16 protein-coding genes are annotated in these 21,644 nt (G+C 51.6%); 9 read left to right on the top strand and 7 right to left on the bottom strand.

Features of this window, described 5'->3' with window-relative positions; all coding sequences use genetic code 11:
• Positions 1-209 precede the first annotated feature (209 nt).
• On the bottom strand, positions 210-1,892 hold the full coding sequence (locus EIP93_RS09520) for a methyl-accepting chemotaxis protein (protein ID WP_125232630.1): 1,683 nt from the start codon (positions 1,890-1,892) through the stop codon (positions 210-212).
• A 689-nt stretch (positions 1,893-2,581) separates the two neighbouring features.
• Here EIP93_RS09520 and ptrR point away from each other — a divergent pair.
• The 5 genes from ptrR (at position 2,582) to EIP93_RS09495 (ending at position 6,830) form a co-directional block, all read left to right on the top strand.
• Positions 2,582-3,472, top strand: coding sequence for a putrescine utilization regulator PtrR (ptrR, locus tag EIP93_RS09515; protein WP_103971003.1), 891 nt, complete (start codon positions 2,582-2,584; stop codon positions 3,470-3,472).
• A gap of 95 nt (positions 3,473-3,567) precedes the next feature.
• On the top strand, positions 3,568-4,689 hold the full coding sequence (locus EIP93_RS09510; protein ID WP_164498009.1) for an S-(hydroxymethyl)glutathione dehydrogenase/class III alcohol dehydrogenase: 1,122 nt from the start codon (positions 3,568-3,570) through the stop codon (positions 4,687-4,689).
• 41 nt (positions 4,690-4,730) lie between these two features.
• On the top strand, positions 4,731-5,573 hold the full coding sequence (gene fghA, locus EIP93_RS09505) for an S-formylglutathione hydrolase (RefSeq protein WP_109225630.1): 843 nt from the start codon (positions 4,731-4,733) through the stop codon (positions 5,571-5,573).
• A 181-nt stretch (positions 5,574-5,754) separates the two neighbouring features.
• Complete coding sequence (locus tag EIP93_RS09500) at positions 5,755-6,399, top strand: glutathione S-transferase family protein (RefSeq protein ID WP_103971005.1); 645 nt, start codon at positions 5,755-5,757, stop codon at positions 6,397-6,399.
• Positions 6,400-6,617: 218 nt separating this feature from the next.
• On the top strand, positions 6,618-6,830 hold the full coding sequence (locus EIP93_RS09495; RefSeq protein WP_029367290.1) for a KTSC domain-containing protein: 213 nt from the start codon (positions 6,618-6,620) through the stop codon (positions 6,828-6,830).
• Between the two features lie 80 nt (positions 6,831-6,910).
• Here EIP93_RS09495 and EIP93_RS09490 read toward each other — a convergent pair whose 3' ends face one another.
• On the bottom strand, positions 6,911-7,999 hold the full coding sequence (locus EIP93_RS09490; protein WP_119158599.1) for an oxidoreductase: 1,089 nt from the start codon (positions 7,997-7,999) through the stop codon (positions 6,911-6,913).
• 386 nt (positions 8,000-8,385) lie between these two features.
• Here EIP93_RS09490 and EIP93_RS09485 point away from each other — a divergent pair, with 386 nt between their 5' ends.
• Entirely contained in the window at positions 8,386-9,897 is a 1,512-nt protein-coding gene (locus EIP93_RS09485) for a sugar ABC transporter ATP-binding protein (RefSeq protein ID WP_125232629.1), read from the top strand.
• Positions 9,898-9,968: 71 nt separating this feature from the next.
• Positions 9,969-10,889: an ABC transporter permease gene (locus EIP93_RS09480; protein WP_219614339.1), complete on the top strand. Its 921-nt coding sequence runs from the start codon at positions 9,969-9,971 to the stop codon at positions 10,887-10,889.
• 420 nt (positions 10,890-11,309) lie between these two features.
• Here EIP93_RS09480 and EIP93_RS09475 read toward each other — a convergent pair whose 3' ends face one another.
• The 4 genes from EIP93_RS09475 to yieE all read right to left on the bottom strand — a co-directional run bounded on the left by EIP93_RS09475 (position 11,310) and on the right by yieE (position 17,700).
• A complete protein-coding gene (locus tag EIP93_RS09475; protein ID WP_080766181.1) occupies positions 11,310-12,299 on the bottom strand; it encodes a 2-hydroxyacid dehydrogenase in 990 nt (329 codons plus the stop codon).
• Positions 12,300-12,761: 462 nt separating this feature from the next.
• Positions 12,762-14,873, bottom strand: a complete 2,112-nt coding sequence (locus tag EIP93_RS09470) for a TonB-dependent receptor domain-containing protein (RefSeq protein ID WP_119158597.1) — start codon at positions 14,871-14,873, stop codon at positions 12,762-12,764.
• Positions 14,874-15,216: 343 nt separating this feature from the next.
• The gene (locus EIP93_RS09465) at positions 15,217-16,692 is read right to left on the bottom strand and encodes an amino acid permease (protein WP_040030891.1); all 1,476 of its coding nucleotides are present in this window, start codon (positions 16,690-16,692) and stop codon (positions 15,217-15,219) included.
• Between the two features lie 135 nt (positions 16,693-16,827).
• Complete coding sequence (gene yieE, locus EIP93_RS09460) at positions 16,828-17,700, bottom strand: DNA-binding transcriptional regulator YeiE (RefSeq protein ID WP_040030890.1); 873 nt, start codon at positions 17,698-17,700, stop codon at positions 16,828-16,830.
• A gap of 120 nt (positions 17,701-17,820) precedes the next feature.
• Here yieE and EIP93_RS09455 point away from each other — a divergent pair, with 120 nt between their 5' ends.
• Positions 17,821-18,894, top strand: a complete 1,074-nt coding sequence (locus EIP93_RS09455) for a YeiH family protein (RefSeq protein ID WP_125232628.1) — start codon at positions 17,821-17,823, stop codon at positions 18,892-18,894.
• Positions 18,895-18,962: 68 nt separating this feature from the next.
• On the top strand, positions 18,963-19,808 hold the full coding sequence (gene nfo, locus EIP93_RS09450) for a deoxyribonuclease IV (protein WP_107333003.1): 846 nt from the start codon (positions 18,963-18,965) through the stop codon (positions 19,806-19,808).
• Positions 19,809-19,939: 131 nt separating this feature from the next.
• Here the strand turns inward: nfo and fruA are convergent, their stop codons facing one another.
• Positions 19,940-21,631, bottom strand: a complete 1,692-nt coding sequence (gene fruA / locus EIP93_RS09445) for a PTS fructose transporter subunit IIBC (RefSeq protein WP_109225635.1) — start codon at positions 21,629-21,631, stop codon at positions 19,940-19,942.
• Positions 21,632-21,644 lie beyond the last annotated feature (13 nt).

Here is a 21,644-nt window from a genome sequence, read left to right as displayed (position 1 = left end):
GTTATCAAGCGTGCCCGATGTGCTTGTGCGCAGTAACAAGGTCTAATCGCATGCTCAAAAAAACGCCTATTCCGTCGTAACTATTCGGTGATAAATAAAAAAGTCAGTGATAAACAAAAAAGCACCGGGAGAATATCCCAGTGCTTTTAACGGTAAATCACCTGACTTTTGCGGTCGTCAGCGCCCTGACGACCCGTGCTGTGAAGCTATCAGAAGGTTTCCCAGTTGTCGTTAGCATTGCCCTTCTTACCGCCAGCGGCCGCCAATAACATCGGCTTTTGCGTTGTTGGCACTTTCTCCGCCAGACGCTGCTGAGGACGACGAGGGGCATCTGTGGCCGACAGTTGGAACACCGATACGGCTTCAGTCAACTGGCGAGCCTGATCTTCCAACGATGCAGCGGCGGCAGCAGATTCCTGTACCAGTGCGGAGTTCTGCTGTGTCACGCCATCCATCTCGGTAACAGCCTGACCAATCTGAGTAATACCGCGACTCTGTTCATCCGATGCCGATGCGATTTCGCCCATCAGATCGTTCACTCGGGTAATGGCGGAAATGATGGAATCCATCGCTTCGCCGGTTTGTGTGACTTGATTTGACCCCATGTTGACACGTGCAACCGATTCGGTGATCAGGCTTTCAATTTCTTTCGCTGCCTGAGCACTGCGCTGCGCCAGATTACGGACTTCGCCAGCAACGACCGCAAAACCGCGGCCTTGTTCGCCAGCTCTGGCAGCTTCTACCGCTGCGTTCAGCGCCAGAATGTTGGTCTGGAAGGCAATACCGTTGATCACACTAGTGATGTCAGCAATTTTCTTCGAGCTGGTCGTAATACTCGCCATCGTCGCCATCACATCTGCCGTGACGTCGCCGCCTTTCTTCGCCGCAACGGAAGCATCCTGCGCCAACTTAGTAGCCTGATGAACGTTATCGGCATTCTGTTTCACCGTCGCGCTCAGCTCTTCCATACTGGCAGCAGTCTGCTCCAGTGCGGCGGCCTGCTGCTCGGTACGTGCGGACAGATCGTTGTTGCCGCTTTTAATTTCGCTTGAGCCCTGATGAATTGATGCAGAGCTGTCGCGAATAATGGACACCGTATTAACCAGACTGCCCTGCATCTCTTTCAGATAAGGAATCAGCTGCCCGGCACAGTTGCGGCCAAACTCTTCAAGCGGATGACCAAGCTGACCGGCAGCCAGCACCTGGAAATAGCCTTTGATCATATTCAACGGCTTGACCAGATAGTGAACCAGATAGCGATCCGTCAGCAGCAGGATGAGCAATCCAATAACCATCGCACCCAGCAGAATACGGTTGCTCCAGCTAACCAGACTAGATACCTCGTTCATTGACGCCTCCGACGACGAAAGAATCGCGGATTGGTATTTATCCATGTTGGCACCAAACGCCACGCTCAGCGGAGGATAGGTTTTACGGAAAAGCTGACGAAACTCTTCTTGACGATTCTCACGTGCGGCATTCAGCATCGGCGTCAACCCGTTATCCAACAGTTGGGTCCACGCGGCGATCATATTGTCTGCGGTTTCTTTATCAACGCCAACATGTTCAATACGTTTAAATGCAGCCAGTTGATCTGACGTGATTTTAAATGCCGCGGTTGCAGCCGTGAATACTTTCTCCGCATCGGCGACATCACCCGTTTGTTGGAAATCCATCGAGCGAACGACACGAGTAACCGTACGAAAATACTGGTCATTGCCTTTCATCAGCATCTCTACGTTTTTACGCTGAGTTTCGCTGGACTCCAATAGTTTGGTCATGCTGCTTAATGAGGTGGTGGTAAAGAAAGACGCTCCACCCCATACAACCAGAAACAGACCTAATATTGTTAAAAGCATTGCCCTGATGGTGATATTTTTTAAAAAATTCACAGAAGACTCCTATAAATTATCTGGCGATTTTCCTCTGCGCTTTCTGCAAGATAACCGCACATTTTTAATTGGAAATACGCCGGGTGTTACGTCATTTAATGAAGAGCAGAGGCTCTCATTAGTTAGAGTTATTTTCCTTTAATGACCAAAAGACACACTTCCTTACAATAACGATAAGGTATTCCTACCATACATTAACATTATCGGCACTTTAGGCGTGCACTTTACGCCTTCCCATCAACAAATGCGATAAAAATGAAGAATTGCGATAGCTTATGACTATTGCTCCGATACAACAATTTATCTTCACATTTAACTGTTTATTTTAATTATCTATTTATTTTCGCGCTTCCGCTATTGCGTCAGGATAAAATACAGTTTTATTTTTCTGTGATTATTCTTATTTATCATTCTAGCTTATTTTCCAGAGGACAAAGCCTGTTCTTTGTATTAGTTGATTATGATGCTATTAATTCAGGCTGCTATCGCTTTATCTCTCTACGTATAAATATTAATCCTGATGATAATTACGCCCGTCATTTTCATCATTCCGAGCACATCTCATCGCGCTGGGTTTACGTTGCGCTCACGTCAGTGTGGCGTAAGCCAGTTGCGAAATGCGCTGCTTGCCGCTACACTTCACAAAAAATGAATAATCAAACATCAGTTCATTACGAAAAGAGAAAGATATGGATTTGACCCAGCTCCGAATGTTCTGTCTCGTCGCCGAAACGGGCTCCGTCGCGCGCGCCGCAGAGCAGCTTCATCGGGTACCCTCCAATCTGACCACGCGGCTGCGCCAGTTGGAACTGGAACTGGGCACCGATCTGTTCATCCGTGAGAAACAGCGCCTGCGCCTGTCCCCTATTGGGCACAATTTCTTATGTTATGCGCAGCGCATTCTGGCACTTAGTGAAGAAGCGATCAGCATGACGCGCACGGGTGAACCCGCCGGTAATTTCGCGCTCGGTTCGATGGAAAGCACCGCTGCAACCCGTTTGCCTACGCTATTGGCGGCTTATCATCAGCGTTACCCCAACGTTTCGCTGTCCCTGAATACCGGCACATCGGGGGAAATCATTGAGCGCGTGCGGGCGGGAACGCTGGCAGCCGCGTTAGTGGACGGCCCCGTTGTCTACGATGAGCTGAATGGGTGTTCGTGTTTTGCGGAACGGTTAGTGCTGATATCTGACCCTGCACACGCCCCGATTACCCATGCGCGGGATGCCAGCAACGATACCCTGTTTGCTTTTCGCCCCAGCTGTTCTTATAGAAAGCGCCTTGAGAACTGGTTCCGGCAGGATGGCGTCGTACCCAGCACCATCATGGAAATCCACTCATACCATGCCATGCTTGCCTGTGTCGCCAGCGGTGCCGGGCTGGCCATGCTCCCGTATGCCGTCCTCGAATCACTGCCCGCAGGCACGCGTGTTCAGGTACATGAATTACCGTCCGATATCGCCGCCGCGTCCACCTGGCTCGTCTGGCGACGCGACGCCTTCGGCCCTAATGTCGAGGCGCTTAAAAAGCTCATTATTGAACAGTGCAGCATGATTGAACCACCCGCTCAGTCGGAATGAACGACCATTTTCAAGAGAGGACGACACAGCGATCAATGCCACGTCCTGTCATTCAATTTACTACCCATAACGGAATGCCATTAGGAGTCACCACCATGCAAATGATTAAAACCCGCGCCGCCATCGCCTGGGGTCCAAACCAGCCACTGTCGGTTGAAGACGTGGATCTGATGCCACCGCAGAAAGGTGAAGTGTTGGTGCGCATCGTCGCAACCGGCGTATGCCACACTGATGCCTACACGCTGTCCGGCAAAGATCCTGAAGGCGTGTTCCCTGCGATTCTTGGCCATGAAGGCGGCGGGATTGTCGAAGCCATCGGGGAAGGCGTGACCAGCGTTGCCGTTGGCGATCATGTTATTCCGCTATACACCCCAGAATGTGGCGAATGTAAATTCTGCCGCTCCGGCAAAACTAACCTGTGTCAGGCTATTCGCTCCACGCAGGGTAAAGGTCTGATGCCGGACGGCACCACCCGTTTCTCCAAAAACGGCCAACCGATTTTCCATTACATGGGCACATCCACCTTCGCAGAGCACACCGTCGTGCCTGAGATTTCACTGGCGAAAGTAAATAAAGAAGCACCGCTGGAAGAAGTCTGCCTGCTGGGCTGTGGCGTCACCACCGGGATGGGTGCCGTGCTGAATACTGCAAAAGTGAAAGCGGGCGATACGGTTGCGATTTTCGGCCTCGGCGGCATTGGTTTGTCAGCGATTATCGGTGCACAAATGGCAGGTGCCGGACGCATCATCGGTATCGATCTCAACACCAGCAAATTCGATCTGGCGCGTAAACTGGGTGCGACCGATCTGATTAATCCGAAAGATTACGATAAGCCGATTCAGGACGTCATCGTTGAATTGACCGATGGCGGCGTAGACTTCTCCTTCGAGTGTATCGGTAACGTCAATGTCATGCGTTCCGCGCTAGAGTGCTGTCATAAAGGCTGGGGTGAATCCATCATCATCGGTGTGGCAGGCGCTGGCGAAGAAATCGCAACCCGTCCGTTCCAACTGGTCACTGGTCGCGTATGGCGTGGTTCTGCCTTCGGCGGCGTGAAAGGCCGTAGCGAGCTGCCAGGTATTGTCGATCGTTACCTGAAAGGCGAATTCCCGCTGAATGACTTCATCACCCACACCATGGGGCTGGACGACATCAACACAGCATTCGATTTAATGCACGAAGGCAAATCGATTCGCTCAGTGATTCATTTCGGTTAATTGCACCACCGTCAGGAACAGAATAAGGAGGCTGTACAGCGATGAATTCATCACTGGAACTGCTGGAAGAACACCGTATGTTTGGCGGCTGGCAACAGCGCTACCGCCATGTGTCAGAAACGCTGAACACATCGATGACGTTCAGCATTTATCTGCCACCAACGCAGGATGACACACCGCCACCCGTGCTTTACTGGCTGTCTGGGTTAACCTGCAACGACGAAAACTTTACGACAAAAGCCGGTGCGCAGCGCGTTGCCTCCGAACTGGGTCTGGTGCTGGTCATGCCAGACACCAGCCCGCGCGGCGATGGCGTAGCAGACGACGCAGGGTACGATCTGGGTCAGGGTGCGGGATTCTACGTGAATGCCACGCAAGCGCCCTGGGCGGCACACTACCGGATGTATGACTATATCAGCAGCGAATTACCCGCGCTGATCCAGCAACATTTTAACGTGAATAGCCGTCAGTCCATCAGTGGACATTCGATGGGCGGGCACGGTGCGCTGGTGCTGGCGCTACGCAACCCAGACCAATTTATGTCTGCGTCGGCGTTCGCACCGATCGTTAACCCAAGCCAGGTTCCGTGGGGGCGCAAGGCGCTTACCGCCTACCTCGGCGAGGATGAAACACAGTGGTTGCAGTATGACAGTTGCCATTTGCTGGCGAATAGCCAGAAGAAGCTGCCTATGCTGGTCGATCAGGGCGATTGCGATCAGTTCCTCCCCGATCAGTTGCAACCGGCGAAACTGGAAGCACTGGCAAGCCAGTATGACTGGCCGCTGACGCTGCGAACACAGTCTGGCTATGACCACAGCTATTTCTTCATCGCCAGTTTTATCGAAGATCACCTGCGCTTCCACGCCCACTATTTGTATGCATAAATAGTTGTATGCATAATCGCGATACGAATAATGGGCTATGCTCATCTAGCTGATAACCGCACTCGGGGGGCGTCCCCCGAGTGCTATTTTCACTTCCTTGTTACAGCAACTCTCAGTAAAACAATCACACACCTGCACCGTGCTGAATAACGGAACCAAGACAAATAAAAAGGAAATCTTGATGATACACGTTCATCACCTCGAAAAATCCCGCTCAACCCGCGCGACCTGGCTACTGGAAGAGCTGGGCGTTGATTATGAAATCATTCGCTACGCGCGTGATCCAAAAACGTTTAGCGCCCCAGCGTCGCTCAAGCAGATTCACCCGCTAGGGAAATCGCCGGTGATTACCGATGGCGAACTGACGATTGCCGAATCCGGAGCCATTGTGGAATACCTGATTGAGACTTACGGCAACGGCAGGTTCCGTCCACAGAGCGGGCAAGCCCTGCTGGATTATCGCTTCTGGCTGCATTTTGGCGAAGGTTCCCTTATGCCGCTGCTGGTGATGCGTTTGGTATTGGCGAAGACAGAGTCCGCGCCGATGCCGTTTTTCATCCGCCCTATCGCGCGCAAAATTGTGCAAAGCATCGAGCAGGCCTTTATTGTGCCGCGGTTGACGACGCAACTTCAGTTCATCGAACAGCATTTAACTAAACAAGATTGGTTTGCGGGAGAGTCGCTCAGCGGTGCCGATATCCAAATGGCAGTCCCGCTGGTGTTGGCGAAAACACGTTTGGATTTCAGCCACTACCCGCACATCAAACAATACATTGAGCGGATAGAAAGCCAGCCAGCTTTTCAACGGGCTATTGCTCAGGATTAATGGTGCGATCGGAATATCACCTTATCGACGACAAACAAAGCGGGTCGATGGGCGACAGAGCAAGAATTCTGTGAGCGTTTACTGATTATTCATGATCTAATAAAGATATGCTGCTGTTTAACCCCGATATATTTCGAGCTATAACACAATATGGTTAGAAAACCCAAAAGGTGGTATATCGTCAGGATGCGGTATTGATACGTTGGGAGTGATTAATTTTGCAGAGAAAACGAGTTTCATCAACAGAGTTGTTTTCAGTCGGGTACGATGCAGAAAAAAGCCAGTTGGAAGTCGAACTGCTGAATGGGAGCATCTATCTCTATAGCGGCGTCGCACGCATGATTTATGAAGAGCTGATGGCCAGCAAGACGAAGTACCGTTACTACGCCAACTTTATCAAAAATTCATTCCCCTACGAGAAAACGCAGTAGTTTTTAAAGATAAAGCATGGTTTTTTAGAGATAAAGTCTTTGGGGCGGAGAATACTCTCCGCCCTCCTCTTCCTATCCGCTTATTCCCCAATAGACTCAACGGTGTTAAACGCGGCCAGCAAGACCTCTTCATTGAGCGTCAGCGGCAGATAATGAATGGATTCCCCCGCCTGCAAGGTGCGAGCAATAACGGCCTGAAGCGCGGCGCGATCGTGAATATCCACATCCAGCGCGGCCAGCGAGGTCGGCAAACCAAACGCTTTAAACGCCTCTTTCAACTGGAGCAGCGTGTCGTTGTCGCCTAGTAACGCGCTTTGTACCAGAATGCCATAAGCCACTTTGGTGCCGTGCAGGAAGCGTTCGGTTTGCGGCAACACCGTTAAACCGTTATGAACCGCATGCGCCGCCGCCACGCGGGTGTAGCGCTCACCCAACCCGCCAACCATGCCGCCTCCGGCAATGATCGCATCTACCACATCCAGAAAATCCTGCGTCAATTCGCCACGCTCGACGGCTTCCAGCGCAGCGGCACTTTGTTGCAGCAATACATTACGGATATCCAGCGCGGCCTGTAAGCCCAGTCGAACAGAAAGCGGCAGCGTTTCTGGTTTAGGGCTGAGAACAACGGCTTCATACCACTTTGCCAGCGTATCGCCGACGCCAGCCAACAAGTATTCCACCGGTGCCGCCAGAATAATCCGTGGTTCCACCAACACCAGATGGTTAGCATCAGTGAAAATCTCGAAGCGCAGCGCCTGCCCGGCATCGTTATACCACACGGACAGCGGCGTCCAGGCGGCACAGGTCGCTGCAATAGTCGGAATCGCCACCAGCGGCACGCCGATATGACGCGCGGCGACCTTCGCGGTATCCAACACCGCTCCGCCGCCAACGCCGATGACGACCTGACACTCATCGCCCGCCTGCGCCACCAGTTTTGCCACTTCCCCTTCGCTACAATGCGCACCAAACTGAACGCGGCGGGCTGAAGGCGCATCGAACTCAGCCGGTAAATACGGTCGAGCCGCAGCAATCGCCCGCTCACCGTAGATCCACAGCGCGTTTTTCAGCACGTCTGGCGGATAAAACTCCAGCAGCTTATCGATAGCGCCGGGGAAAGAGAAATAGTTGGCAGGGCCAACCTGTACGCGGACTGTCGTTGTGTGCATGTTTGAATATTCCTCGCCGAGCCCTCTCTTGAGCACGGCTCTTATCTTATGTTTATACCCTAAATAATTCGAGTTGCAGGAAGGCGGCGACACAGCGAATCCCCGGGAGCTTACATCAGTAAGTGACTGGGGTGAGCGAGGAAAGCCAACGTACATGCAACTTGAAGTATAACGGGTAGACAGCCGAATCTGCTGCGTTACTCTATTGATAATCCCATCTTATTCACTTGCCTGCGCCAGCTTAAGAACTTTTTTATTTAATTTATGCCTTTTCGTTCATAGCCAATAACTCTCAAACACTTGAAGCTGTATTAAATTCTCTGGGATATGTGCTACCTTTCTTTTCCGTTATTTCATGACCTTGACCGCCAAGAGCGTTACCGACCATGATTCCTACCTCCCAAAGCCGACTGGAAATGCACAACATTTCCATCTCCTTTTCTGGTTTCCACGCCCTCAAGCAGGTTAATTTCACACTGGAAGGTGGTTCGATTCATGCCCTGACTGGCGCAAACGGCGCGGGTAAATCCACGCTCATGACGATCTTATCAGGCGCTTACGATCACTATCAGGGTGACATTCTGATTAATGGTAAGCAGGTCGACGTCCATTCACCGCGTGATGCCAAGCGATACGGTATTCATCTGGTGCAACAGGAAGTCGATGTCGCGCTGGTTCCTACGCTGTCCGTGGCGGAAAACATTATGTTGGATACGCTGGCGCAGGACGGACATCTGCTGAGTTGGCCGCAGATCTATCGTCAGGCGCAGGCGCTGCTTGACCAGCTTGGCGTCCACCTCAATGTTCGCCAACGGCTAGATACCTGCTCGCTCGCGGAGAAACAGCAAATTCTGCTCGCCCGCGCGTTATCCCACGAATGTCGCTTCCTGATTTTAGATGAACCTACCGCCCCGTTGGATCAGGCCGAAAGCGCGCGCCTCTTTGAGGTGGTACGCCGTTTACAGGCTGATGGCATCGGGATCGTGTTTATTTCCCACCGTATTCATGAGCTGAGCGAAATCTGCGATACGTTGACCGTTCTGCGTGACGGCGAGTTTGTCAGCAGCGGTGCGATGCAGGGGCTCAGCGGCGAAGAGATTGTAGAGAGAATGCTGGGGCATCGGCTCGACGATATCTTCCCGCCACGCCGAACAACCCCTTCCGCAGAAACGCTGCTTCAGGTCACCGGTTTACACGACGAAACGCTGCTGCACAATATTTCTCTCACGCTGCGCAAAGGGGAAATTCTGGGCATTGCCGGGCTGGCTGGCGCGGGGAAAACCGAGCTGTGTAAAGCGCTGTTCGGCGCAGAGCCCTGCCAGATCGCACAGGGTGAATATCGTGGTAAACCCTGGCGGCCGCATTCACCGCACCAGTCCGTCGAACAGGGTCTGGCGCTGGTTCCTGAAGAGCGGCGTAAAGAAGGCATTTTTATTGATGAATCCGTCACCATGAATCTCAGTATCACCGCCACCGATAGCTTTTCACGCTGGGGCCTGTTCAGCCGTCGCAAGGCTTTGGGCTGGGCAAAACAGATCGTTGAACGGCTGGCGGTTCGCACCACCGGTCCGGCGCAAAAGCTGGCGCGTCTGTCGGGCGGGAATCAGCAGAAAGTGGCTATCGGCAAGTGGCTACGCAGCGAAGCACAGGTTTTGATTTTTGACGAACCCACCAAAGGCGTTGATATCAAGGCCAAACAGGACTTGTTCACCCTGATTGACGGCCTCGCCCGTCAGGGCAAAGGCATTATTTATGCGTCGGGCGAGTTCTCTGAACTGGTCGGGCTCTGCGATCGCATCTGCGTGCTATGGGATGGCCGCATTGTCGCAGACCTGAATGCCGCTGAGATTGACGAAGAAACCTTACTTTTATATTCAACTGGAGGAACTCCCGCGTGAGTCACCCACTTTCATCTAACGGGGCGCTCCCCTTCCGTCACCACGTTTTCGAGTTTCTCTATAAGTGGGGCATGCTGATCACGGTTGTTGCGCTGATTGCCCTCTTTGGGCTGGCGTCGGACAACTTTCTCGACCCGTATAACATCATCAATATTCTGCGTTCTATCGCCATCGTTACGGTGATTGCCATTGGCGTCTCTATTTCGCTGTCCGTGGGCGGATTCGACCTTTCCGTAGGATCGACGGCCTCGTTAGCTAATGCGTTGGTTATCTCGCTTTTCGTCTGGCATGGATTTGGCACTACTGGCGCGATTGTCCTGACGCTGCTGCTGTGTACGCTGGTCGGGCTATTCAACGCCTTCCTCATCGTCGTGCTGAAGATTCCCGATATGCTGGCGACGCTCGCCAGTTTGTTCGTCATTCAGGGCGTGGCGATGACCTACAGCTACGGCGGTTCCATCACGCAGAACATGGTGCTGCCGAGTGGCGAAATGGCGGAAGGCCTCATTCCTGAATTCTTTGCCACGCTGGGCCAGGTGCCGGTTATTGTTGTCATCATGCTGGCGGTTACGGTACTGGTGCAGCTGTATCTGTCCCTCACCAAGCACGGCCGCCGGATGTATGCCATCGGCGGCAACCCAGAAGCCGCGCGGCTGGCGGGCATTCGCACGGCACGTTATCGGGTACAGGCGTACGTGTTTTCTTCACTGCTCGCGGCGTTAGGCGGTATTTTACTGGCATCACGCATCGGCTCTTCGCAGGTCAATGCAGGGGGCGGCTATTTGATGGATGCTGTTGCCGCGGCCTACATCGGTTTCTCGCTGGCGGGATCCGGCAAGCCGAACGCGCTGGGTACGCTGCTCGGTGCCGTTATTCTTGGTGTCTTGCAGAATGGACTGGTGATGCTCTCCGTGCCTTATTACGCGATGGATATCATCAAAGGTCTGGTTCTGGCACTCGCGCTAGCCATGACGTATATCCAGAAACGCTAATAGCTATTGTTTTCAGTAACGTCTCACTTTTAGTAACGTCTCACCTCCGCCCCGTTCAGTCGATTCGGGGCGGATGACAATACCGTCCATCCATGCCTTTTCTCATTAATCGACGTCTTACTGCCGAAAAATATCACTGCCTTCACTCTATTATTTACTTCCGTTATTATTAAGAAATAAATATTTCCTCACACAACCAAGAGGGCATTCGGAATAATCACAAATAATAATATTTTCGCTTTAGGTCTGACATGCGCCGTGTTCATTCCCTGTCGATATAGCGAGAACGGCATAGATAATCGACCATGAAAGAATCAACCCGATGAAACATTCAATTTTGATAATCAATTAAAATTGATGAATATCATAATACCTCTGCCGGGCAATATTCCTTCATACCCGGCGAAATCAAATTACAGCTTATTTGTATCCATTCTGCTGAGCATACTCATCAATATTTTCAATCGTCTTTTCCATCAACAACTGCAACGATGAGGCGGAAGTCCAGGAGATATGTGGAGTAATCAGAAGATTAGGCAGGGTTTTCGCCGCAACCATTAATGGGTTGTCTTTTGCTGGCGGTTCCTGTGTCAGGCAGTCTAGCGCGGCACCGGCAATGGTGCGCTGCTGTAATGCCTCTGCCAGCGCGCGCTCATCAATCAGCCCGCCTCTGGCGGTGTTAATAATAAACGCGGTGGGCTTACACAGGGCGAGCGTCTCTGCATTAATCAGATGCTGCGTGCTCTCATTCAGCGGGCAGTTGAGTGAAATCACATTCGCTAACCGCAGAACGTCTTCAAACGGCAGATACCCAGCGCGACACTGTGAGACGCCCCGGCGCTCGGCAAAAATCACCTTCATCCCCAGCGCCTGTGCCAGACGTGCGACTTCCCGCCCAATCGTCCCCGCGCCGATGATGCCCAGCGTAGCACCCGCGATGTCCTTGACCGGATGATCAAAATAAGCAAATTGCGACTGGCTGGCCCAGCGGTCACTCAGCTGATCGCGATACCACGCCATCAGGCTGTGCTTTAGCGCAAAAATCATGGCAATCACGTGCTCGGATACGGCTTGCGTCGAGTAGCCCGGTACATTTTTGACCGTGATACCCAGTTCTTTAGCAGCAACAAGATCGATATTGTCGGTGCCTGTTGCCGTTACAGCAATCAGCTTCAACGCAGGCAACGCAGCCAAGGTATCTCGCGTTAATAGGGCTTTATTCGTGATGATAATGTGGGTGTCTTTTGCTCGGGCGATAACGTGATCGGGCGAGGTATAGTTATATTCAACCCATTCATGGCGGCACTGTGGACGCCTAAAACTCGTCTTTTTCAGGAAAATGGTTTCAGGCAGTGAGCCTTTATCCAAAAAGGTAATTTTTAACATCATCGTGCCCTGGTTGCTATTCATACACTGATTTCCGCTTGCAGATATCAAAGGCTCTGCAGTCGGCAATCACGACAGGTATTCTCATACAAAAATAATGAATTAAATTCTCTGTATGACACAAGACAACGAACGTATTAATAACGTTACACCTCCTGCCTCATTGGAAATCCATCACTCCGTAACGTGAAGCGTAGTCAGCATTAAAGCAATTAACAATACCTAATATAATGAATTTCATTCATCGACATTGTTAGCCACGATATTCAGAAATATCACAAAAAAATAAAGTCTGCTGCTCATTGTTATCATGACATCGGCAAAGAGATATCCGTAATAACGGGTCACAACTAAGCCCCGTTGTTAATCATAAAGAATACACTCTCGAGAAAAACCGCAGAAGTGGTGACATGTCGTTGGAGAGAGGAAGCAAGCGAGGGTCATAATGCCCCGGAATGAGCTGACCCATTCCGGGAAGGTGCTACATCAGAAGTTGACGTTTACCGATAGCCAGTAATTACGACCTGGCAGTACGGAGCCTGAAGTCACTCGGCTGAAAGAATAATAATCAGCCGTAGTAAATGCCCCTCTTCCTGAACCGTAAGTACGGATACCGCTGGTGAAATCCTTGTCTAGCAGGTTGTTTACTGCTCCGTTCAAGGTCACATCTTTTGAAACCTTGTAAGAGCCACCCCAATTAACCACCGTGAAAGACTTAAAGTAGGCTCCTTTATCATCGTATGCCTCTCTCTGGGCCGCAGAAGTGAACGAACTATAATTCTGCGTATAACGTGCTGTTTTATCTCGATACTCCGCCTTCAACCACGTCGAGAGTTTATCATTAACGTTCCAGTTAAGGCGTGCGTTAGCCATGTGCTTCGGCGTGTTGGTAAGAGGCGCTCCTGGGTTTAAACCACCTTTTTGCTCACTATCCGTAAAGGTATAGTTTACATTCAGTGTCCAATCCTCTGACCACAATGGAATTGTGGAGCCCAATTCAACCCCTTGAGTCACTGCCTTGCCGATGTTTCGGTAAGAACTAATCGCAGGGGTAGTCGACACATCATAGCTGTCAATTTTATTGCGGAAATGGTTATTGAACAGCGTTGCATTCGCAGCGAACCCGGTATAGTTCTCATAGTAAACGCCCAGTTCAGTATTCGTACTCTCTTCTGGTTTCAGGTTCGGGTTCCCAATGACAGTCTCCGTTCCCTGACTCGTTACCCCGCTAACACCGTTATGGAGCTGCGCCAGTGACGGGGTTTTATAACCCGTACTGACACCACCTTTTATCGTCAGGTCATCCAATGCATTCCAAACCACATAAGCACGTGGACTGACATGACCACCAAAGGTTTCATGGTACTCATAGCGTGCACCATAGGTTAAAGCCAATGAATCCAGCAAGCGCCATTCATCTTCACTAAACAGCGCCCATGAATCTTGCTTAAACTTATTCCCATTGTTAGCCAAAACGACGCCATCTTTCAGCGTTGCATTCCAATACTGGCCGCCAATAGTAACCAAGTGGCTTTCACCTACTGGAGCAACCAGCTTCGAGTCAAGAATAACGTTGGTATTTTCCAGACGACGTTTCTGACCTACCGCTGGTGAACCCGCAGGAACAGAATCGGTTGTGATTAGGCGGCCTTTGTTATCCGTCTCACTGTAAGACAAGCTAGAGTTCCATGAACCAAAACTCAGTTGATTATCACTCCCCAGCGTTAACTTACGACGCTGATAATGTAATGAACCTTCATAGCCGCCTGTAGCACCAATCGTTCCTAATTGATTTTCCTTATTATCATATTGCTGGTTGGCAACTTCCCCATCCAGCCATATAGAGTTCTTATCATTCAGGATCCAGGTTAACTTACCACCTAGCAAGTAATTATCTGATTTTACAGGGTTAGCACCTCGTTGATTCAGTAAAGCTCCCTCTGAGGATTTCACTTCTGATGCATCGCGACGGAAGATGTTGCCGCGCAGGGCAAGCCCCAGTTTGTCTTCGATCAGCTCACCGCTGGAATAAATCGAGAACTTGGAAGCATCACCATAGTCTCTGTCTTCCTGGAAGGTATGGTCCAACGTGATATTCCCAACCCACTCTTTCGACGCTTTTTTGGTGATGATATTTACCACACCGCCCATCGCATCAGAGCCATACAGCGTTGACATCGGCCCACGGATAACTTCAATACGCTCTATCGCCGCCAACGGTGGAATGAAACCGGTGTTCATCGTACCAAACCCATTCGGGGTGACATCCGATGAACCATTCTGTCGAATACCATCAACCAGAATCAGCGTGTAGTCACTTGGCATACCGCGAATGCTGATGTCCAGACCGCCCGTTTTCCCCGTTGAACTACGCACATCCACGCCTTCCACGTCGCTGAGCGCTTCGCCAAGATCGTTATATTTACGCTTCGTCAGTTCATCCTGACTGACAACGGAAATACTCGCCGCCGCCTCAGTGATTTTTTGTTCATAGCCAGAAGCCGTTACAACCAGCGTATCGTCCTGTGCGGCGATAACGGGTGTAGATACGGTTGTAGCAAGTGCCAATGCCACCGATTTTCTTATACTTATTGCCATGCGTCTGTGTCCTCAAAAACGAATCATTTGCATTGAGTTTTTTTGTCGGACACATTGTAATGATCGAGAAATAATTGTAAATGAAAATTAAAATCATTTGCATGCGCAATAAAAACAAACAAAAATTAATGTAAAATCATTAATAAACAATAAATTAATCGTCACTCCCAATTATTAAATCGAGTTAATGTAGTATAACCCTAAAAAATCAATGTGAATAAATTTGATTTAAATCAACATGCGAGAGTAAAGAAAGACATGAGCGTAACGACAAGAACAGAAAAAAACCAATAAAAAAGGCGACCCCCGTCAGGGAGTCGCCCGTTAACCGCATTCTTACGATTTAGTCTTTATGATCGGGGTACGTCATCTCTTGATACTTGATGAAGTGTGTTCCACGATACAGCTTATAGCCGAACCAAATCAGCAGGAACAGTGGAATACCGATGTACGTCGCCGTCACACCATACCAGTCAATTTTATCTTCCAGAAACGCCTGATAGTTTTGCCCCAGCGTGATGATCAGACAGAGCACAAACGCGAAGATCGGCCCGAGCGGGAAGAAACGCGATTGATAAGGCAGACGATTCAGATCATGTCCTTGCATGACATAGCCACGACGGAAACGGTAATGGCTAACCGCGATCCCCAGCCAGGCAATAAAGCCTGTCATACCGGAGGTATTCAGCAGCCACAGGTAAACGGTTTGGTTGCCATATAAAGAAGACAGGAAACACAGCGCCGCCACCACGGTGGTGGCGTACAGCGCATTACGCGGCACACCGCCTTTTGACAGCCTGGCGAAAATGCGCGGCGCTTTACCTTCCGATGCCAGCGTAAACAGCATACGTGTAGAGGCGTACATCCCGGAGTTACCCGCCGACAGCACCGCCGTCAGGATGACCGCATTCATCACCGCCGCCGCAGACAGCAGGCCCGCGTTCTCAAACACCAGCGTGAACGGGCTCACCGTAATGTCTTTTACATCATTACGCAGCAGGTTTGGATCGGTATACGGAATGATTAAGCTAATAATCAGAATCGCGAAGATGTAGAACAACAGAATGCGCCAGAAAACCTGACGGATGGCACGCGGAATATTTTTACTCGGCTCCTGAGATTCCCCAGCAGCTATACCGATCAGTTCCGTCCCCTGAAAAGAGAAGCCGACGATCATCGCCACACCGATCATGGCAGAGAAGCCGCCAGCAAAGGGCGCATCGCCAATTTCCCAATTGTGGAATCCAGCATTTTCCGCACCGCTCATGATGCCCGTAATCATCATCACGCCAACGGCAATGAAAACGACGACCGTGACCACTTTAATCAGTGAGAACCAGTATTCCGCTTCGCCAAATCCTTTCACGGAAATGTAGTTAAGCAGGAACATCAGCGCCAAGAACAGCGCACTCCAGATCCAGCCGGAGACGTCAGGGAACCAATATCCCATTACCAGTTGCGCCGCCACCAGATCGACCGCGATAGTTACCGCCCAGTTGTACCAGTAGTTCCAGCCCAGCGCAAAGCCGAACCCTTCTTCTACATAGCGGGAACCGTAGCTGGAGAACGAACCAGAAACCGGCATAAACGCCGCCAGCTCACCCAGACTGGTCATCAGGAAGTAAACCATCAGCCCAATCAGGGCATAAGACAGAAGTGCGCCACCTGGGCCCGCCTGTGAAACCGTCGCACCAGACGCGACAAATAACCCGGTGCCAATCGATCCGCCAATGGCGATCATCGTTAAATGCCGTGCTTTCAGTTCACGGCGCAGGGTCGGTGCGCCCTGTGTAGTTTGTTGAATATCGTGCTGAGCCATTGTTATCCTGCATGCTCGTGCTAAAAATCGAGGCGGGATTGTAGCAAATAGCGTTGTGCTGAATAGTTAAGATCGTCGAGTTATAAGAGAGCTTAATAACTCGCGTCCGATTATTAGCAGCAGAAAATATTTTCGCTATGGCGTTTCGCAGCAATAACTCAAGAAACGCTGCAGCACATTTGAAAGATGCTTCTGTCGGTGATGAACCAGATACAGCGTCCGCGTGAGTTTAGGCAGCGGCACCTTCAACTCCACCAGCGAACCTGACGCCAACTGCTCGGCAATGACATGCCGCGACAGGCAGCTGATGCCAATCCCGTGGCGAACCGCATGCTTAATCGCCTCTGAATTACCTAATTCCATCACCAGATGGAAATGTGACAGGTGCGTCAGCAGCAGGTGATCCAGCACTTCGCGCGTGCCTGAGCCACGTTCACGCAAGATCCAGTGCGCATCCGCCAGCGCCGTTAATGAGGCAGAACCGCGGCTGAGCGGATGTTCGGGAGAACAAAACACCACCAGCTCATCTTCCAGCCAGGGCTGTGTAATCAAATCGGGGTGATGGCAAGGCCCTTCGATCAAGCCCAAATCGACACTGAATTCAGATACGCGGGTGATCACATCTTTCGTATTGCCAACATGCAGCTCCAGCGGAATGTCAGGGTAGTCATGACGATAGCGGGCAATCATCGCAGGCAATAAATAGTTGCCGATGGTGCTGCTGGCATAGACACGTAGCGCTCCGTTATCACGCCGGAACAGTTGCTCAATTTCCATCGACTGTTCAAGCAGTGCCAGTGCCTTGGGATACAGCAGGCGGCCATGTTCATTAACCACCAGACGTTTACCCACGCGGTCGAAAAGTTGAACACCCAACTGCCCTTCTAAATCCGCCAGAGCCGCGCTGACAGCCGATTGAGACAGGGCAAGCACAACGGAGGCCTGTGTCGTTGAACCACTTTTCAGGACTTCGGCAAAGACTTCCAGTTGACGTAACGTGATATGCATAGTGTGCTCTTTATCTGAAATACTTATAGGTTATAAATATATAATCAATTTCTCTTTTAATCTCATGGATTATAAGCTGGCTTCTCAATTTTCGGTACGGTCAGAATAGGCACCAAACCCATGGCTCTTCCTGCGACATTACACACGATAGACCCGCCCGATGGAGCAAAAGCGCGATTACCCGATCTGCTGTTAGTAAGTTTAATTACTTTTTCGCTCCTCTGGCTGGCAAATATTCCGAAAATCGCCCATTGGGGACCGGGTTCGCTGACATTGGCGATCTTGAGTGGGATCGTGCTGGGAAATAGCGTTTATCCGCGTCTTCATCCGCTGTGTGACCCGGGCGTGCAGTGGGCCAAACAGCATTTACTCCGTTGGGGCATCATACTTTATGGTTTTCGCCTCAGCTTTCAGCAGGTTGCAGCCGTTGGCTTTACCGGTGTTGCGGTCGATCTTACCGTCGTCACGTTGACGTTTTTACTCGCCTGCTGGATAGGCAAGCGCTGGCTGAAACTCGACAATGAGACCGTGATGCTCATCGGTGCTGGCAGCAGCATCTGCGGTGCGGCGGCGATCATGGCAACCGCGCCCGTGGTCAAAGCGTCCAGCAATGCGATTGCCGTCTCCGTTTCCACCGTGGTGATTTTCGGTACGACGGCGATGTTTTTGTATCCGTGGCTCTATCAGCTTAATCTCGAACATCACTGGATTGACGTCACACCGCAGATCGTAGGTCTGTACTTCGGCTCGACGATACATGAAGTTGCTCAGGTCGTTGCCGCTGGGCATGCCGTCGATGGTGCGACGGAAAACATCGCCGTCATCAGCAAGATGCTGCGCGTGATGATGCTGGCCCCTTTCCTTCTCATTCTTGGGTTTTACCTGAAAAAAACGGCGCAAAAAAATGACGCGCAAGACGCGATTCCACTGATGTTCCCGTGGTTTGCGCTGGGGTTTATTGCCGTAGCCGCCTTCAATTCTTTCCAGCTACTTTCTCCCGCGCTCGTCACGCAGCTGGTACAGCTCGATAATGTGCTGTTGACCATGGCGATGGTGGCGCTAGGGCTCACAACCCGATTCAGTGCCATCCAGCAGGCAGGTGCAAAGCCGCTGCTGCTGGCACTCGTTCTGTTTCTCTGGCTGGTCGTTGGCGGTGCGGGCATTAATCTGTTCTTCGAACATTTATTCGGCTAACGATAAATTATTTACCTGTTAACGTCTCATTAACCTGCATAATGTCTCCGTTACCAGAGGAGACCAACATGAAATACATCGGGGCGCACGTTAGCGCATCTGGCGGGGTCGATCAGGCCGTGATTCGCGCACATGAGATACAGGCGACGGCTTTCGCTTTATTTACCAAGAATCAGCGCCAATGGCAGGCCGCGTCGCTCAGCACAGAGGTTATCGAGCGTTTTAAAGCCGCCTGTGAGCAGTACGCCTATACGCCAGCACAGATTCTGCCCCACGATAGCTATCTGATTAATCTGGGTCACCCGGACGCCGAGGCGCTGGAGAAATCTCGCAGCGCGTTTATTGATGAAATGTCGCGCTGCCAGCAGCTTGGGCTAAGCCTGCTGAATTTTCACCCCGGCAGCCATCTGAAACAGATAGAGGAAGCGGACTGTCTGGCACGTATCGCCGAGTCCATCAACATCGCGCTGGCGGAAACGGATGGCGTCACCGCCGTGATTGAGAACACCGCCGGGCAAGGCAGTAATTTGGGTTTCCGCTTTGAGCATCTGGCGGCCATCATCGATGGTGTTGAGGATAAAAGCCGCGTCGGCGTCTGTATCGATACCTGCCACGCCTTCGCCGGTGGCTACGACCTGCGGACAGAAGCCGATTGCGAAGCCACCTTCTCTGAATTCGATCGTATTGTTGGTTTTCGCTATCTGCGCGGAATGCATTTGAATGATGCCAAAAGCGCGTTCGGCAGCCGCGTTGACCGACACCATAGCCTGGGGGAAGGCAATATTGGCAAAACCGCTTTCAGCTATATCATGAAAGATGCCCGCTTTGATGGTATCCCGATGATTCTGGAAACGATCAACCCCGATATCTGGGCTGACGAAATCGCCTGGCTCAAATCCGAAGCACAGCGCTAGTTAGCTTCTTGACGCCATAATAGTAAAAAGCGCCAGTTGGTTTACCCAACTGGCGCTCTCTCATCCACATCCTTGTGTTATGGCATTACTTTTTATTCACGACGCCGTTTCCTGCATCGTAAAAGTCAGACTTACGCGACTTTCGCCAGCTGTTCATCAGAGCGTTTCAGCAGCGCATAGAGCACGCCAGCCACTGCGGTTCCCGCAATGATCGCTAACAGGTAGCCAATAACTGGGGTAATCGCACCAGGAATCAACAGCACGAACAGGCCACCGTGTGGTGCCATCAGCTTAGCGCCCACCGCCATCGACAGCGCACCAGTCAGTGCGCCACCGATGATGCAGCAAGGCAGAACGCGCATTGGATCACGCGCCGCGTAAGGAATCGCCCCTTCGGAAATAAAGCACAGGCCCAGTACAAATGCCGCTTTACCACCTTCACGCTCGGTCGGGTTGAATTTCTTGCTTGCCAGCACGGTCGCCAGACCCATTGCCAACGGTGGCACCATACCAGCTGCCATAACGGCGGCCATCGGCGCGTAAATCTGGCTACTGAGCAAGGTCGTACCGAAGACGTAAGCCACCTTGTTAACCGGCCCGCCCATATCCGTACACATCATCGCACCTAGGATTGCCCCCAGGATCACCGCATTCGCCGTACCCATGGATTGCAGCCAGCCTGTCAGGCCAGTCAGGATTTTCGCCACTGGCGTACCAACGACGTAAATCATGATAAGACCCGTCGCCAACGTGGCGAACAGCGGGATAATCAGGATCGGTTTTAGCGCAGTCAAACTTTGCGGCAGAATCAGTTTATTGTTGATCGCTCTGGCAATATAACCCGCCAGGAAACCGGCAATGATCCCACCGAGGAAGCCCGCTCCCGTACTCACCGCCAACATCCCGCCAACCAGACCCGGCGTTAAGCCCGGACGATCCGCAATGGAGAATGCGATGTAGCCTGCCAGCACTGGCACCATCAGCGCAAAAGCAGAACCGCCGCCGATCTTCATCAACGCCGCTGCCAGCGTACCTTCCTGTTTAAAGGCTTCAATACCAAAGACAAACGAGAGTGCGATACACAGACCGCCCGCCACCACCATCGGCAGCATGTAAGACACGCCGGTCAACAGGTGACGATACGGGCCTGCCCCGCCTTTCTGACCAGACTCGCTAGCGCTTGACGCACTGGCTTGCCCGGATGGCTGATATACTTTAGCTTCAGCCTGCGCTTTATCTAACTCCTGCGCCGTCTTCTTCAGTGCCAGCCCGGTCGAGGTGCGATACATTTTCTTACCGGCAAACTTCGCCAGATCGACTTCAATGTCCGCCGCGACGATCACCAGATCGGCCTGTTCAACTTCTTCAGGGGTAATCGCATTGCCCGCGCCAACGGAGCCACGCGTTTCCACTTTGACCCACCAGCCGCGTTTTTTTGCTTCGCTTTCAATCGCTTCTGCCGCCATAAACGTGTGCGCGACGCCCGTCGGGCACGCCGTTATTGCAACAATACGCTTGGCAACTGCGGGCTGCTGAACAGGAGCTGACGCAGCGGCCTGATAGACCGTAGCTTCAGCCTGCGCTTTCGCCAAGAAAGCGTCCGGCTGCGAAACAGCCAGTTCGATATCACCGACATAAACCTGCTTGCCATTCAGTGCGCTATCCGCCGCGGCGGACGCACCCAGAACGATCGCCAGTTCAGCGTCGTTAGCTTGTTCTGTAAACGTCACCCCTGCTTTCGCAGCGGCAGCGCCGAGTAGGTTCTTCACCAGTTGGCTTCTCGCCAGGCCCAGTGATTTATCCAAAATCAGCAGCGTTTTCATTTTTATCTCCTGC

It is taken from the genome of Pectobacterium versatile (genome assembly GCF_003932035.1).
In the GTDB taxonomy this organism is placed as follows: Bacteria; Pseudomonadota; Gammaproteobacteria; order Enterobacterales; family Enterobacteriaceae; genus Pectobacterium; species Pectobacterium versatile.
Note: the sequence above shows the minus strand (reverse complement) of the source record. Positions and strands in the feature narration are given on the sequence as shown.